Origin of the sequence: Streptomyces sp. C36, assembly GCF_040932295.1 — a bacterium.
Classification (GTDB): Bacteria; Actinomycetota; Actinomycetes; order Streptomycetales; family Streptomycetaceae; genus Streptomyces; species Streptomyces triculaminicus.
This window is the reverse complement of record NZ_JBFQGI010000006.1, coordinates 183,772-197,822: the sequence shown is the minus strand read 5'-3', so window position 1 is coordinate 197,822 and position 14,051 is coordinate 183,772. Positions and strand designations below refer to the sequence as shown.

Below are 14,051 nucleotides of genomic sequence, written 5' to 3'. Positions count from 1 at the left end.
CGAAGGTTAGGGGTGTGAAGGCCAACCGGACCTCGCGAGGCGCCGCCACCCCCGACGACCACGTCGTCGTGCTCTTCGGCGCCACCGGCGACCTCGCCCGGCGCAAACTCCTGCCCGGGCTGTACCGCCTCGCCCAGGCGGGCCTGATGCCCACCGGCTACCGCGTCGTCGGGTCGGCCCCCACGGCGGACGCCCTGAGCGACGAGGCGTTCCGCGCCCACGCCAGGGACGCCGTCACCGAGTTCGGCGGGGGCGAGCCGGCCGGGCCCGAGTGGGAACGGTTCGCGGACGCCCTGAGCTTCGGCGCCGCCGACCCCGACGAGCCCGGGCCCCTGGTCGCCGCCGTACGGGCGGCCGAGACGGCGCTCGGCGGCGGCCCGCGCCGGCTGTTCCACCTCGCCGTGCCGCCCGTCGCCTTCGCCTCCGTCATCGGCACCCTCGACCGCACCGGACTGGCCGAGGGCGGCCGCGTCATCATCGAGAAGCCGTTCGGCACCGACCTCGCCTCCGCCCGGGCCCTGGACGGGATCGTCCACGCCGTCTTCGACGAGTCCCAGGTCTTCCGCATCGACCACTTCCTCGGCAAGGAGTCGGTCGACAACATCCTCGCCCTCCGCTTCGCCAACGGCCTCTTCGAGCCCGTCTGGAACCGCGACCACATCAGCCACGTCCAGATCGACGTCCCCGAGACCATCGGCATCGAGGGCCGCGCCGCCTTCTTCGAGGAGACCGGCACCTTCCGGGACATGATCGTCACCCACCTCTTCCAGGTGCTCGGCTTCGTCGCCATGGAGCCGCCCACCTCCCTCGGCGCGAAGGCCCTGCGCGACGAGAAGGACAAGGTCTTCCAGTCCCTGCGGCCCGTCGACCCCGGCCACGTCGTGCGCGGCCAGTACGAGGGCTACCGCTCCGAGCCCGGCGTCGCCCCGGACTCCGACACCGAGACCTTCGTCGCCCTGCGCGCCGACGTCGACAACTGGCGCTGGGCCGGCGTCCCCTTCTACCTCCGCTCCGGCAAGGCCCTCGGACAGCGCCGCCAGGTCGTCACCCTCCACTTCAAACAGCCGCCGCTACGGATGTTCGACACCGCGTGGCCCAGCGGCGGCGGGCGCGGCAACGCGCTCGTCGTCGACTTCGACGACCCGGGCTGGATCGCCGCCGACTTCCTCGCCAAGGAGCCCGGCCCGGCCATGCGGCTGGGCCCCGCGCGCATGACCTTCCGCTACGCCGACTCCATGCGGCTCCGGAGCGGCCTGGAGGGTTACGAGCGGCTGATCCTCGACGCCATGCTGGGCGACCAGTCCCTCTTCACCCGCTCGGACGGCATCCAGCGGCTCTGGGAGGTCGCCGACCCGCTCCTGCGCTCGCCGCGCCCGGTGGAGCCGTACGCCCCCGGGTCGTGGGGACCGGCGTCCGTCGACCAGCTCGTCGCCCCCCACCACTGGTACCTGCCGGACATGGCCTCCGACGAGCAGGGAAGCGGAACACCATGACCACACTCGGCCTCCCCGACGACATCCACGCCTGCCTGTTCGACATGGACGGCGTCCTCACCCGGACGGCCACCGTCCACGCCGCGGCATGGAAGGAGACCTTCGACGACTTCCTCCGCCGGCGCGAGGGCCCGGACTTCCGCCCCTTCGACGCCCATGACGACTACGACCGCTACGTGGACGGCATGCCCAGGGCGGACGGCGTACGGTCCTTCCTCGCCTCCCGGGGCATCGAGCTGCCCGAGGGCTCCGGCGACGACCCGCCCGACCGGGACACCGTCCAGGGCCTGGGCAACCGCAAGAACACCCTCGTCCTGCGGAAGATCGAGGAGATGGGGGTGGAGGCCTTCCCCGGCTCGGTCCGCTACGCCGAGGCCGCCCGGGCGGCCGGGCTGCGGCGCGCGGTGGTCTCCTCCAGCGCCAACTGCCACGCCGTGCTCGTCGCGGCCGGCATCGACGACCTCTTCGAGGTCCGGATCGACGGCCTGGCCGCCGCCGAGCGGCACCTGCCGGGCAAGCCCCACCCCGACACCTTCCTCGCCGCCGCCCACGACCTGGGCGTGCCCCCCGACCGGGCCGCCGTCTTCGAGGACGCCCTGGCCGGCATGGAGGCCGGCCGGGCCGGGAAGTTCGGCTTCGTCGTCGGGGTGAACCGGGCGGACCAGGAGGAGGCGCTGCGCCGGCACGGCGCGGACGTGGTGGTGGACGACCTCGCCGACCTGCTGGGAGAAGCCCCGTGATCACTCATCCGGCCTATATGGTCGAGCCCTGGTGCCTGCGCGAGACCGAGCTCAACCTCGATGTGCTCTCGCAGAGCGAATCGGTCTTCGCGCTCTCCAACGGGCACATCGGCTGGCGCGGCAACCTCGACGAGGGCGAGCCGCACGGCCTGCCCGGCACCTACCTCAACGGTGTGTACGAGTTCCGGCCGCTGCCGTACGCCGAGGCCGGCTACGGCTACCCGGAGTCCGGGCAGACGATCATCAACGTCACCAACGGCAAGCTGATCCGCCTCCTGGTCGACGACGAGCCCTTCGACCTGCGCTACGGAAAGCTGCACCGGCACGAGCGGGTGCTCGACTTCCGTACCGGGCTGCTGCACCGCACCGCCGAGTGGACCTCGCCCAGCGGGCGCAGCGTGCGCGTCCGGTCCAGCCGGCTGGTCTCCTTCACCCAGCGCGCGATCGCGGCCGTCTCCTACGAGGTGGAGCCGCTCGACGGCGACGTACGCATCGTCGTCCAGTCCGAGCTGGTCGCCAACGAGCAGCTGCCCCTGACCACGCGCGACCCCCGGGCCGCCGCGGTCCTGGAGTCGCCGCTGGCGGTGGAGCATCACGCGGCCCACGGGCCGCGCATCCGGCTGCTGCACCGCACCGAGCACAGCGGCCTGCGGGTGGGGGTCTCGGCCTCGCATGTCGTCAGCGGCGGCGAGAAGACCGAGATGTCCTCCGAGAGCAGCGACAACCTGGCCCGCTTCACCATCACCACGCGGCTGCGCTCCGGGCAGCGGCTGCGGGTGGAGAAGTTCGTCGCGCACGGCTGGTCGGCGATCCGGTCGGCGCCCGCGGTGCACGACCAGGTCGACGCCGCCCTGGCCGCCGCCGTCAGCACCGGCTGGCAGGGCCTGGCCGACGAACAGAGCGACTACCTCGAGAACTTCTGGTCCCGTTCGGACGTGGAGGTCGACGGCGACGCGGAGATCCAGCAGGCGGCGCGGTTCGCCCTCTTCCACGTCCTGCAGGCCGGCGCGCGCGGCGAGGCGCGGGCCCTGCCCGCCAAGGGCCTGACCGGCCCCGGCTACGACGGTCACTGCTTCTGGGACACCGAGACGTTCGTCCTGCCGGTGCTGACCTACACCGCGCCCCAGGCCGTCGAGCAGGCCCTGCGCTGGCGGTACAGCACGCTGCCCGCCGCGCGCGAGCGCGCCCGGCAACTGGGGCTGGAAGGCGCGGCCTTCCCCTGGCGGACGATCAACGGCGACGAGTGCTCGGGCTACTGGCCGGCGGGGACGGCGGCCTTCCACATCAACGCCGACATCGCCGACGCCGCCGTGCGCTACACCAAGGCCACCAACGACGAGGCCTTCGAGAAGGAGGTCGGGCTGCCGCTGCTGGTGGAGACCGCCCGGCTGTGGCGCTCGCTGGGTCACCATGACCACCACGGCGACTTCCACATCGACGGGGTGACGGGCCCGGACGAGTACAGCGCCATCTCGGACGACAACACCTATACGAACCTGATGGCCCAGCACAATCTGCAGGAGGCCGCGGCCGTCGTCGAGCGCCACCCGGACCTCGCCGCGCTGCTGGGCGCGGACGACGAGGAGGCGGCGACCTGGCGGGACGCCGCGACGCGCATGACGCTGCCGTACAACCCCGAACTCGCGGTGCACGAGCAGTCCGAGGGCTTCACCCGGCACCAGCTGTGGGACTTCGCCGGAACCGGCGACGACGAGTACCCCCTGATGCTCCACTTCCCCTACTTCGACCTCTACCGCAAGCAGGTCGCCAAACAGGCGGACCTCGTCCTCGCCATGTGCCTGCGCGGAGACGCCTTCACCCCGGAGGAGAAGGCCGCCAACTTCGCCTACTACGAGCGGCTGACCGTGCGGGACTCGTCGCTGTCCGCCTGCGGGCAGGCCGTCATGGCGGCCGAGACCGGCCACATGCGGCTGGCCTACGACTACCTGGGCGAGGCGGCGATGATGGACCTGTCCGACCTGCAGGGCAACACCCGCGACGGCATCCACATCGCCTCGCTCGCCGGGACCTGGTTCGCTCTCGTGATCGGCTTCGGCGGGATGCGGGAGTACGACGGCCTGATCGCCTTCACCCCCAGGCTGCCCGAGCAGCTGGGCAGGCTCGCCTTCACGGTGCAGTTCCGCGGTCAGCGCCTGCGGGTGGAGATCACCGGCAGCACCGCGACGTACACCCTGCTGGACGGCAAGGCGCTGGAGATCCGCCACTGCGGCGAGCGGCTCAGGGTGACCTCCGACGCGCCGGAGTCCTGTCAGGTGCCCCCCATCCCCACCGGGCCCGCTCCCGAACAGCCGGCCGGCCGGGCCCCGGCCCGCCGGGGCCGCGCGCCCGGCCACGGCGAGGGGTAGGCGGGGGCGCGGGGGTCCGACGGGGGAGACGGCGAGCCTTTTGCAACTAGTTGCATAAACGTCCGGGGTGCTCTAGAACTGGCGCAACGGAACTCGCGCGAGGAGGCGCCGGATGAGCGCGTCGTACCCCCACCTGATGAGCCCCCTGGACCTGGGCTTCACCACCCTGCCCAACCGCGTCCTGATGGGCTCGATGCACGTCGGCCTCGAGGAGGCGCCCGGCGGCTTCGCCCGCATGGCCGCGTTCTACGCGGCCCGCGCCCGGGGCGGCGCCGGCCTCATCGTCACCGGCGGAATCGCCCCCAACGAGCGCGGCCGGCCCTACGAGGGCGGGGCCAAGCTCACCACCGAGGCGGAGGCCGAGCAGCACACCGTGGTGACCGAGGCCGTCCACCGCGAGGGCGGCAGGATCGCGCTGCAGATCCTGCACTTCGGCCGCTACGCCCACCACCCCGACCTCGTGGCCCCCAGTGCCCTCCAGGCCCCCATCAGCCCGTACGTCCCGCACGCCCTGACCGACGACGAGGTCGAGGAGACCATCGAGGACTACGTACGGGCCGCCGCCCTCGCCCGGCACGCCGGCTACGACGGCGTGGAGATCATGGGGTCCGAGGGCTACCTGATCAACGAGTTCGTCGCCGCGCCCACCAACCACCGCACCGACCGGTGGGGAGGCGCGTACGAGAACCGGATCCGCTTCCCCGTCGAGATCGTCCGCCGGGTGCGGGAGCGGGTCGGTACGGACTTCATCATCGTCTACCGCCTGTCGATGCTGGACCTGATACCCGGCGGGTCCTCCCTCGAGGAGGTCGTCACCCTCGCCCGGGAGATCGAGGCCGCCGGCGCCACCCTCATCAACACCGGTATCGGCTGGCACGAGGCCCGCATCCCCACCATCGCCACCTCCGTACCGCGCGGCGCCTTCACCTGGGTCACACGGAAGGTCATGGGCGCGGTCGCCATCCCCCTGGTCACCGGAAACCGCGTCAACACCCCCGAACTCGCCGAGCGACTGCTCGCCGAGGGCCGGGCCGACATGGTCTCCCTGGCCCGCCCCCTCCTCGCCGACCCCGACTTCGTCGCCAAGGCCCGCCGCGGCGAGGCCGACGCCATCAACACCTGCATCGGCTGCAACCAGGCCTGCCTCGACCACACCTTCAGCGGGAAGATCACCTCCTGCCTGGTCAACCCGCGCGCCTGCCACGAGACGGAACTCGTCCTGGAACCCACCCGGCGCCGCAAGCGCGTCGCCGTCGTCGGCGCCGGCCCCGCCGGCCTGGCCGCCGCCGTCACCGCGGCCGAACGCGGCCACGCCGTCACCCTCCTCGACGCCGCCGACGAGATCGGCGGACAGCTCGGCCTCGCCCGCCGCGTCCCCGGCAAGGAGGAGTTCGACGAGACCCTGCGCTACTTCCGCGGCCGGCTGCGCGCGCACGGCGTCGACGTCCGCCTGGGCACCACCGTCACCGCGCGGACGCTGACCGACGCCGGATACGACGAGATCGTCCTCGCCACCGGCGTCACCCCCCGGACCCCCGCCATCCCCGGCATCGACCACCCCAGCGTGGTCGGCTACCGGGACATCCTGCGGGGCACCGCCGAGGCGGGCGCGACCGTCGCCGTCCTCGGCGCCGGCGGCATCGGCTTCGACATCGCGGAGTTCCTCACCGACGGGGGCGACGCCGCGAGCCTGGACGCCGAGACCTTCAGCCTGCAATGGGGCGTCGACACCGCCTTCCAGGGCCGCGGCGGCCTGCGGGAGCCGCAGCGACGCAAGCCCACGCGCACCGTCCACCTCCTGCAGCGCAAGACCACCAAGGTCGGCGCCGGGCTCGGCAAGACCACCGGCTGGATCCACCGCACCGAGCTCAAGCACCGCGGCGTCACCATGCTCGCGGGCGTCACCTACCGCCGCATCGACGACGAGGGACTGCACATCACCGTCGACGGCGCCGACCACACCATCGCCGCCGACACCATCGTCGTGTGCGCCGGACAGGAACCCCTGCGGGACCTGTACGACCAGCTGTGCGCCCAGGGGCACCGGCCCCACCTCATCGGCGGCGCCGACGTCGCCGCCGAACTCGACGCCAAGCGGGCCATCCTCCAGGGCACCCGGCTCGCCGCCGCCCTGTGAGGGCCGGCGGGCGCCGAACCTAGGATGGCGGGCATGTCCCTCGCGCACGCGATCCTCACCGCCCTGCTCGAAAAGCCGTCCTCGGGGCTGGAGCTGACCCGCCGCTTCGACAAGTCGATCGGGTACTTCTGGCCGGCCACCCACCAGCAGATCTACCGCGAACTGAAGAGGCTCGAGGAGGCCGGCCACGTCCATGTGCTGCCGGCCCGGCGGCCGGAGCGGGGCCAGCGGAAGGAGTACGAGGTCCTGCCCGCCGGCCGGGCGGAACTCACCGCGTGGGCGTCCGCCGGCCAGGACCCCCGGCCCGTCCGCGACGCACTGCTGCTGCGCCTGCGCGCGGCGGCGGTCGTCGGCGGCCACGGCCTCGAGGACGAGCTGCGGCGCCACCTCGACCTGCACCGCCGGCAACTGGCCGAGTACCTCGCCATCGAGGAACGGGACTTCACCGGGGACGGGCGCGGCGGGGACGATGCCGGGGCCGGGGCCGGGGACGCGGACGCCCGGCGCCTGCGGCACCTGGTGCTGCGCGGCGGGATCGGCCTGGAGACCTTCTGGATCGCCTGGCTCACCGAGGCCCTCGAGGGGCTGCCCGACGCGCTGCGCACCGCCTGAGTCGCACCCTACTTGCGGCTGCTGCGGCGCCAGCCGTAGCCGCTCCTGCGCAGCCGGCGCCTGACGCTCGCGAGCACCGGGTGCCGGTCCTGCTGCTCACGGGAGCAGCGGTCGAGCTCCTCGGCCAGGCGCTCGGTGCGCTTCTCCACGTCCAGCTCGTCCAGGATCCGGTCGACCTCGGCCAGCAGCGCCCCGTGCAGCTGCCACTGGCGGGGATGGCGCCGCACCTCGTCGAGCAGGAGCAGCGCGGCACGGTCCCGGCTGTCGCGCCCGGCGCCCAGCTCCCGTACGAGCCGCTCCTCGGCCTGCTCGGCGTTGGCGGTGACCTGCGTGGTGATCAGTACGGCGAAGGCCTCGACGGCCCGCCCGAGATGGAGGAACACCTCCTCCAGGGCCGCCGCCACCTCGTGCGCGAACAGCGTCTCCTCCCTGCGCTCCTTGGCGAGGTCGGTCAGCGTGCGGCAGATGACCCGCAGCACCACCGCCGCGATCTCCAGGGCGTCCAGGCCGGTGCGCAGCACCACCCGGAACAGCAGCCCCTCCTTCACCCGGGGGTTGAGGCGCAGACTGTCCTCCGCCTGCCGGAGCGCGGCGTCCACCTGCACGATGTCGTGGTCCAGCCGGCGGGCCTGGTGCAGCCGGGCCGCGGCCTCCTCGACCGTGGTGTGCCCGGTGACCTCCGCCCCGACCTGGTGCAGCAGCCGCCGCATGCGGCGGGCCAGATGCTCGATGGCCTCGCCCGCCGGCTGCACCCACACCGGCGGCACGAACAGCACGTCGAACAGCAGGCCCACCACCGCGCCGATCAGCGTCTCCAGCACGCGGTCCCACGCGGTCTCCGCCACCCGGGTCACGCCCAGCACGAGCATGGCGCTGATCGCCACCTCGGGGACGAATTCACCCACTCGTACGAAGCGCCCGATGACCAGGGAGGCGAGGATGATCAGACCCAGGCTCCACCACGTCAGACCCACCAGCGCGCTGAAGCCGATGGCGATCAGCACGCCGGCCACGACGGAGTTCACCCGGCGGATGCCGGTGGTCAGGGTGGAGTAGAGGGTGACCTGGACGACGAGCAGCGCCGTCAGCGGCGCGGTGAGCGGCGCCGGCTCACTGCTCAGCTGCAGCGCCGCCACATAGGAGATCACCGCGGCCAGCGTGGAACGCACCGCCTGTACGACGGCGGGTTCCCTGCCGCGGCGGACGAGGGTGGTCAGGGGGTCGGTGAATTCGGGCACCCATAGCGTCTTCCCGCCGGGCGGTGCCCGGGACACGGTGCCGTCACCGAGGTGGAGTAACGGCCTCCCTCCGCCCCCGGTACGCTCCCGAGGCCGGACGGCCCGTCAAGGGCTGGTTGAATCACCGGATGGACGAAGTCGCGGTGGTACGGGTGTTCGTCGGTCCGGACGGCGAGGGAGGCAACCCGCTCGGGGTGGTCACGAACGGGCCGGCCGTGCCGGACGCGCGGCGGCGGGAGGTGGCCGCCCGGCTGGGCTTCAGCGAGACGGTGTTCGTCGACGACGCCCCCCTCGGCCGCGTGGACATCCACACCCCCAGCACCCGGCTGCCGTTCGCCGGCCATCCCCTGGTCGGCGTCTCCTGGCTGCTGCGCCGTCAGGGGCGCCCGGTGGACGTGCTGCGGCCGCCCGCCGGGGAGGTGCCGACCTGGGAGGAGGGGGAGACCACGTGGATCCGGGGACGGGCGGAGTGGGCGTCGGGCCGGCGGACCGAGCAGTTCCGCACGGTGGCCGAGGTCGAGGCGCTGCCCGCCCCGCCGCCGGGGGAGGGCTGGCTCTACGCGTGGGCCTGGGAGGACGAGGCGGCGGGAAGGGTGCGGGCCAGGGGATTCCCCCGGCGCGGCGACGGCATCGTGGAGGACGAGGCCACCGGCGCCGCGGCCCTCACCCTGACCGCCCGACTGGGACGGTCGCTCGTGATCCGGCAGGGCACCGCCTCCCGGATCCTGACGCGGTATCACCAGGATGGGGCGGTGGCCCTCGGTGGCCGGGTGGAGACATAACTGTCGGGCTGTCACTTCTGTTGTCGCGTGGGTGAAGGCGGGACGAGACGGCGGTCACACAGCGGCCGCGCCCGGGAATGCGATGTCCCCCAAGCCGGTTACGGCTATGTCATTGGCTTGACGTACCGAGCAGAGGACCACCACACCATGGCGACGACGACACCGACGACCCCCGGCAGCGCGCTGCCCTCGCGCGCCGCACAGCTGCTGGGCCGGCCCCTGACCCTCGGCGACCTGACCCTGGACAACCGCGTGGCGATGGCGCCGATGACGCGGGCCTTCTCGCCCGGCGGAGTGCCCGGCGAGGATGTCGCCGCGTACTACGAGCGCCGCGCGGAAGGCGGCGTGGGCCTGATCATCACCGAGGGGACCTACGTGGCCCGCGACGCGGCCGCGGCCTACGACCGGGTGCCGCACTTCCACGGCGAGGAGGCGCTCGCGGGCTGGGCCCGGGTGGCCGAGCGGGTCCACCGGGCCGGCGGCCGCATCATGCCCCAGCTGTGGCACACGGGCGCGGCCCGCACCGACGGCATCGCGCCGCTGGGCGTGCCGGCGGACACGCCGTCCGGGGTCGGCCTCGACGGCCGCCCGCACGGCAGGGAGATGACGCAGGCCGACATCGACGACGTCGTCGGCGCCTTCGCACGGGCCGCCGCGGACGCCGAGCGGGCCGGCTTCGACGGCGTCGAACTGCACGGCGCCCACGGCTACCTGATCGACAGCTTCCTCTGGCGCGGCACCAACCGGCGCGGCGACGCCTACGGCGGCGACGAGGAGTCCCGCGCCCGCTTCGCCACGGAGGTCGTCACGGCGGTGCGCGCCGCCGTCTCGCCCGGCTTCCCCATCGTCTTCCGCCTCTCGCAGTGGAAGTCCGGCCACTACGACGCCCGGATCGCCGAGACCCCGCAGGAGCTGGAGCGGCTGATCTCGCCGCTCGCCGCGGCGGGCGTGGACGCCTTCCACGCCTCCACGCGCCGCTACTGGCTGCCGGAGTTCGAGGACGGCGACCTGAACCTGGCGGGCTGGACGAAGAAGCTCACCGGCAAGCCGTCCATCACCGTGGGATCGGTGGGCCTGGACACCGAGTTCACCGGCGGGCGGAACGGTCCCGAGCACATCGGGACCACGGGCATCGAGCCGCTCCTGGACCGGCTGGAGCGCGACGAGTTCGACGTCGTCGCCGTCGGGCGGGCCCTCGTCTCCGACCCCGACTGGGCCGCCAAGGCGCTCGAAGGCCGGCTCGAGGAGGCGGTTCCGTACAGCAAGTCGCTCCTCGGGACACTGGTGTGAGCCCAGCCCGCTGACATCCCCGGAAGGACGGCCCACCATGACGATCTGGCCGGCGACCGCACGGTACGCGCTCGAGGCGGCCCCCGGCGGCCTCGGGCTCGTCCAGGACCTGCTCAACACGGCCGCCGTGGAGGGCTCCGGGCACGGCGATCTGCTCGCCGGCCCGGACGAGGCGCGGGCCTGGGCGGATGCGGCCGTCGCGGGGTGGACGGCCGTCACCGGGCAGCCCGTGCCGCCCGTGGCCCTCGACGCCGACGGTCTCGAGGAGCTGCGGGCCTTCCGCGACGACCTCCACCGGGTGACCGCCGAGGCGGGGTGGGACGGCGCCGGGGCCGGTGCGGGGCCCGCACCCCTCGTCCTGCACTGCACGGCGACGGCGCTGCAGCTCGGCGAGGACGGCGTCGTCCGCCTGGAGCCACGCGGCGCGGGCTGGCGGCGGCTGGCCTCGCTCGTCCTGGTGGCCGCCTTCGAGGCGCAGTCCGCCGGCACCCGGCGCCGCCTGAAGACCTGCCGCGCCCCGCACTGCCGGCTCGCCTTCTACGACCGCTCACGCAACAACAGCGGCGTCTGGCACGAGGTGAAGGCCTGTGGCAACGCCGCCAACCTGCGGGCGTACCGCGCCCGGCGCCGGGCCCGGGAGGCTTAGGGCGTGTCCGCCCTAGGACGTACCCGCCGGCGCCCTCACGCCGTGCGGCACTGCCGGGCCGACGCGGCGCGGTGGGAGGTGACGGCCCGGTCGAGGTTGGTCGCGGCGCTGATCAGCGCGAGGTGGGTGAAGGCCTGGGGGAAGTTGCCGAGGGCCTCGCCCGCGGGGCCGATCTCCTCGGCGTACAGTCCGAGGTGGTTGGCATGCGTGATCATCTTCTCGAAGATGTAGCGCGCCTCGCCGACCCGGCCCGCCCGGGCGAGGGCCTCGACGTACCAGAAGGAGCACAGGTTGAACGTCCCCTCCCGGTCGGGGAGGCCGTCCGTGCCGTCGGCCTCGTAGCGGTGGACGAGGCTGTCGCTCACCAGCATGCCCTCCAGCCGGCGCACGGTGGACAGGAACCGCGGGTCGGACGGTCCGGCGAACTTCACCAGCGGCATGATCAGGAGCGAGGCGTCCATCGTGGAGCCGTCCGCGTACTGGGTGTACGCGCCCAGGTCCGGCGCGTAGCACCGGTCCTGGACGAACCGGTAGGCGGCCGCGGCCGTGTCGCGCCAGCGCTCGACGGGGGCCGGCATGCCGCGGTGGCGGGCGATGCGCATCGCCCGCTCGAAGGCGACCCAGGTCATCAGCGCGGAGTAGGTGAAGCGCCGGCGGCCGCCGCGGGTCTCCCAGATGCCGTCGTCGGGCTCCTCCCAGTGCTTCTCCAGCCAGTCGAGCTGCCGGCTGAGGGCCTCCCACAGCTCGTAGGAGATGGGCTCGCCGTGCTTGTTGTAGAGGTAGACCGAGTCCATCAGCTCGCCGTGGATGTCGAGCTGCAGCTGCCGGGAGGCGGCGTTGCCGATGCGCACCGGCCGGGAACCGCGGTACCCGCACAGGTTCTCGAGGATCGTCTCCGGCAGGTCGGGCCGGCCGTCGATGCCGTAGAGCACCTGCAGTCCCGTGTCCGGCGGGGCCTCGACGCAGCGCCGGTGGAGCCAGTCGGTGAACGCGGCGGCCTCCTCCGTGAACCCCAGCCGCATCAGCGCGTACAGCGTGAAGGCCGCGTCGCGGACCCAGGTGTAGCGGTAGTCCCAGTTCCGGCCGCCGCCGAGCGACTCGGGCAGGGAGGTGGTCGGCGCCGCGACGAGGGCGCCGGTGGGCTGGTGGACGAGGAGCTTGAGGACGAGGGCCGAGCGTTCGACCGCCTCGCGGTAGCGCCCCTGGTAGCCGGACCGGCGCAGCCAGCCGTCCCAGTAGCGCAGCGTGTCGTCCAGCAGCCGTGACGCCTCCTCGGCGTCGATGGGCCGTATCTCGCCGCCCCACTGGGCGGCCAGCACCAGGGTCTGGCCCGGCTCGAGCACGACGGTCGCCGTCGCGGCGCCGTCCTCGGCGCGCAGCGGCACGGACGAGCGCAGCACCAATGCGCCGGCCGGTCCGCTGAAGACGGCGCCGACGCCCTCGACCACGGTGACCTCGTGCGGCGCCCTGGCGTAGTCGAACGCCGGGCGGCAGGACACCTCCACGACCGCGCTCCCGCGCACCATCCGCACCTGCCGGATGATCTGCCGGACGTCCGAGGGCGGGTAGAGGGGATGGTCGGGCACCATGAAGTCGTACAGCTCGGCGACGGCGCGCTGCCCGAGGAAGCGGGTCAGCAGCACATTGGAGTCCGGCAGGTACATCTGTTTGGTCCGCTCGACCTCGCGCACCCGCACCGAGAACGCGCCGCCGCGCCCCGCGTCGAGCAGCGAGCCGAAGACCGACGGAGCGTCGAACCGCGGCAGACAGCACCAGTCGATCGTGCCGTCGACCCCCACGAGCGCCACGGTGTGGAGATCACCGATGACGCCGTGGTCCTCGATCGGCAGATAGTCCCCCGTCCGGCCCCCGGTGTCGTGCTTCATGGCCGGTCCCCTCTCGGCGGGACACGCGACACCTCCCGTTATACCTCCGCGGCCGCGGAGGGGCCCGCGGAGGGGCCCGCGGAGGGCGGCCCCGCGCTAGCCGGCGGGCCGGGACGTCAGCCGGAGGCGGGCCTCCAGTTCGTGCTCGCCGGGGACCGTGCCCTGGTCCTCGACGGCGAAGGCCTCCGCCAGCTCCTCCTTGACCTGGCGCACGGGGTCGGCGGCGCCGAAGAGGTCGACGGTCACCGCCCCGCCCAGGGCCTGGCCGGCGGCCCGCGGAGGGCGGCGGGTGCGCGCGTCGACGACCAGGCACCACACGGTGGGGGCGGCGGCCCCCGGGCGGGCGGGGCGGCTCTCGGCGCTCGGCGGGCCGGTGCCCTCGGGGAACGCCTCCTCCAGGACGCCGAAGACCACGCCCGCGTCGTCGTCGGCGCACCCGGTCAGGTGAACGCTGACGTGGTCCGCGCTCTCGGCACCGCTCATCACCGTGCTCCTCTGCCGTCGGCTCTCCTTCCCGACGGTACGAGCAGCGGCCCGCCCCGGCGCGGCGGCGCGGCCATCCGTGCGGCGAGCGCCGGGGAGGGGCACGCCGCCCCGCCGGCCGTACGGCGCCGTACGGTCGTTCCGTACGCACGTACAGTGCGGGGCCATCACCCCTTCGGGAGGCGCCACTTCACGGTCGTCGGGTGGGTGCGCCCCCGGTCACTACCTGGAGGTGCTGACCCGGCCGTTCGGCGGCGGCGCGCGCTAGGGCATGTGGGCGGACGGCCGCCCTCCGTCAAGACCTCAAAGGGATTCTTTGAGGTCTTGACGGAATTCATTATTCGACTTATAGCGCGATTCTCGGTAGCTTCGGCGGAG

General features: G+C 73.4%; 11 protein-coding genes. 8 read left to right on the top strand and 3 right to left on the bottom strand.

Annotation, left to right across the window (positions count from 1 at the left end; translation table 11 throughout):
• Positions 1–14 precede the first annotated feature (14 nt).
• The 5 genes from zwf (at position 15) to AB4K12_RS19980 (ending at position 7,348) form a co-directional block, all read left to right on the top strand.
• Positions 15–1,493: a glucose-6-phosphate dehydrogenase gene (gene zwf / locus AB4K12_RS20000; RefSeq protein WP_368435467.1), complete on the top strand. Its 1,479-nt coding sequence runs from the start codon at positions 15–17 to the stop codon at positions 1,491–1,493.
• Positions 1,490–2,233, top strand: a complete 744-nt coding sequence (locus AB4K12_RS19995; protein ID WP_368435466.1) for a beta-phosphoglucomutase family hydrolase — start codon at positions 1,490–1,492, stop codon at positions 2,231–2,233. Before zwf ends, AB4K12_RS19995 begins: the two co-directional genes overlap by 4 nt.
• The gene (locus tag AB4K12_RS19990) at positions 2,230–4,599 is read left to right on the top strand and encodes a glycoside hydrolase family 65 protein (RefSeq protein ID WP_368435465.1); all 2,370 of its coding nucleotides are present in this window, start codon (positions 2,230–2,232) and stop codon (positions 4,597–4,599) included. The genes AB4K12_RS19995 and AB4K12_RS19990 overlap by 4 nt, the downstream gene beginning before the upstream one ends.
• A 112-nt stretch (positions 4,600–4,711) precedes the next feature.
• Positions 4,712–6,736 carry an FAD-dependent oxidoreductase gene (locus AB4K12_RS19985; RefSeq protein WP_368435464.1) on the top strand — a complete coding sequence of 675 codons (2,025 nt, stop codon included), beginning with the start codon at positions 4,712–4,714 and terminating at the stop codon, positions 6,734–6,736.
• 33 nt (positions 6,737–6,769) lie between these two features.
• Positions 6,770–7,348: a PadR family transcriptional regulator gene (locus tag AB4K12_RS19980; protein ID WP_368435463.1), complete on the top strand. Its 579-nt coding sequence runs from the start codon at positions 6,770–6,772 to the stop codon at positions 7,346–7,348.
• Between the two features lie 8 nt (positions 7,349–7,356).
• Here the strand turns inward: AB4K12_RS19980 and AB4K12_RS19975 are convergent, their stop codons facing one another.
• Positions 7,357–8,586: an FUSC family protein gene (locus AB4K12_RS19975; protein WP_368435462.1), complete on the bottom strand. Its 1,230-nt coding sequence runs from the start codon at positions 8,584–8,586 to the stop codon at positions 7,357–7,359.
• A gap of 128 nt (positions 8,587–8,714) precedes the next feature.
• Between AB4K12_RS19975 and AB4K12_RS19970 the strand changes: the two genes are divergently transcribed.
• The 3 genes from AB4K12_RS19970 (at position 8,715) to AB4K12_RS19960 (ending at position 11,304) form a co-directional block, all read left to right on the top strand.
• On the top strand, positions 8,715–9,368 hold the full coding sequence (locus AB4K12_RS19970) for a PhzF family phenazine biosynthesis protein (RefSeq protein ID WP_368435461.1): 654 nt from the start codon (positions 8,715–8,717) through the stop codon (positions 9,366–9,368).
• Positions 9,369–9,515: 147 nt separating this feature from the next.
• The gene (locus tag AB4K12_RS19965; protein ID WP_368435693.1) at positions 9,516–10,658 is read left to right on the top strand and encodes an NADH:flavin oxidoreductase; all 1,143 of its coding nucleotides are present in this window, start codon (positions 9,516–9,518) and stop codon (positions 10,656–10,658) included.
• A 37-nt stretch (positions 10,659–10,695) separates the two neighbouring features.
• Positions 10,696–11,304: a CGNR zinc finger domain-containing protein gene (locus AB4K12_RS19960; protein WP_368435460.1), complete on the top strand. Its 609-nt coding sequence runs from the start codon at positions 10,696–10,698 to the stop codon at positions 11,302–11,304.
• A gap of 35 nt (positions 11,305–11,339) precedes the next feature.
• On the opposite strand, the gene AB4K12_RS19955 is transcribed toward AB4K12_RS19960, so the two are convergent.
• The gene (locus AB4K12_RS19955; protein ID WP_368435459.1) at positions 11,340–13,190 is read right to left on the bottom strand and encodes a glycoside hydrolase family 15 protein; all 1,851 of its coding nucleotides are present in this window, start codon (positions 13,188–13,190) and stop codon (positions 11,340–11,342) included.
• A gap of 96 nt (positions 13,191–13,286) precedes the next feature.
• Positions 13,287–13,673, bottom strand: coding sequence for a hypothetical protein (locus tag AB4K12_RS19950; RefSeq protein ID WP_368435458.1), 387 nt, complete (start codon positions 13,671–13,673; stop codon positions 13,287–13,289).
• Positions 13,674–14,051: the final 378 nt, after the last annotated feature.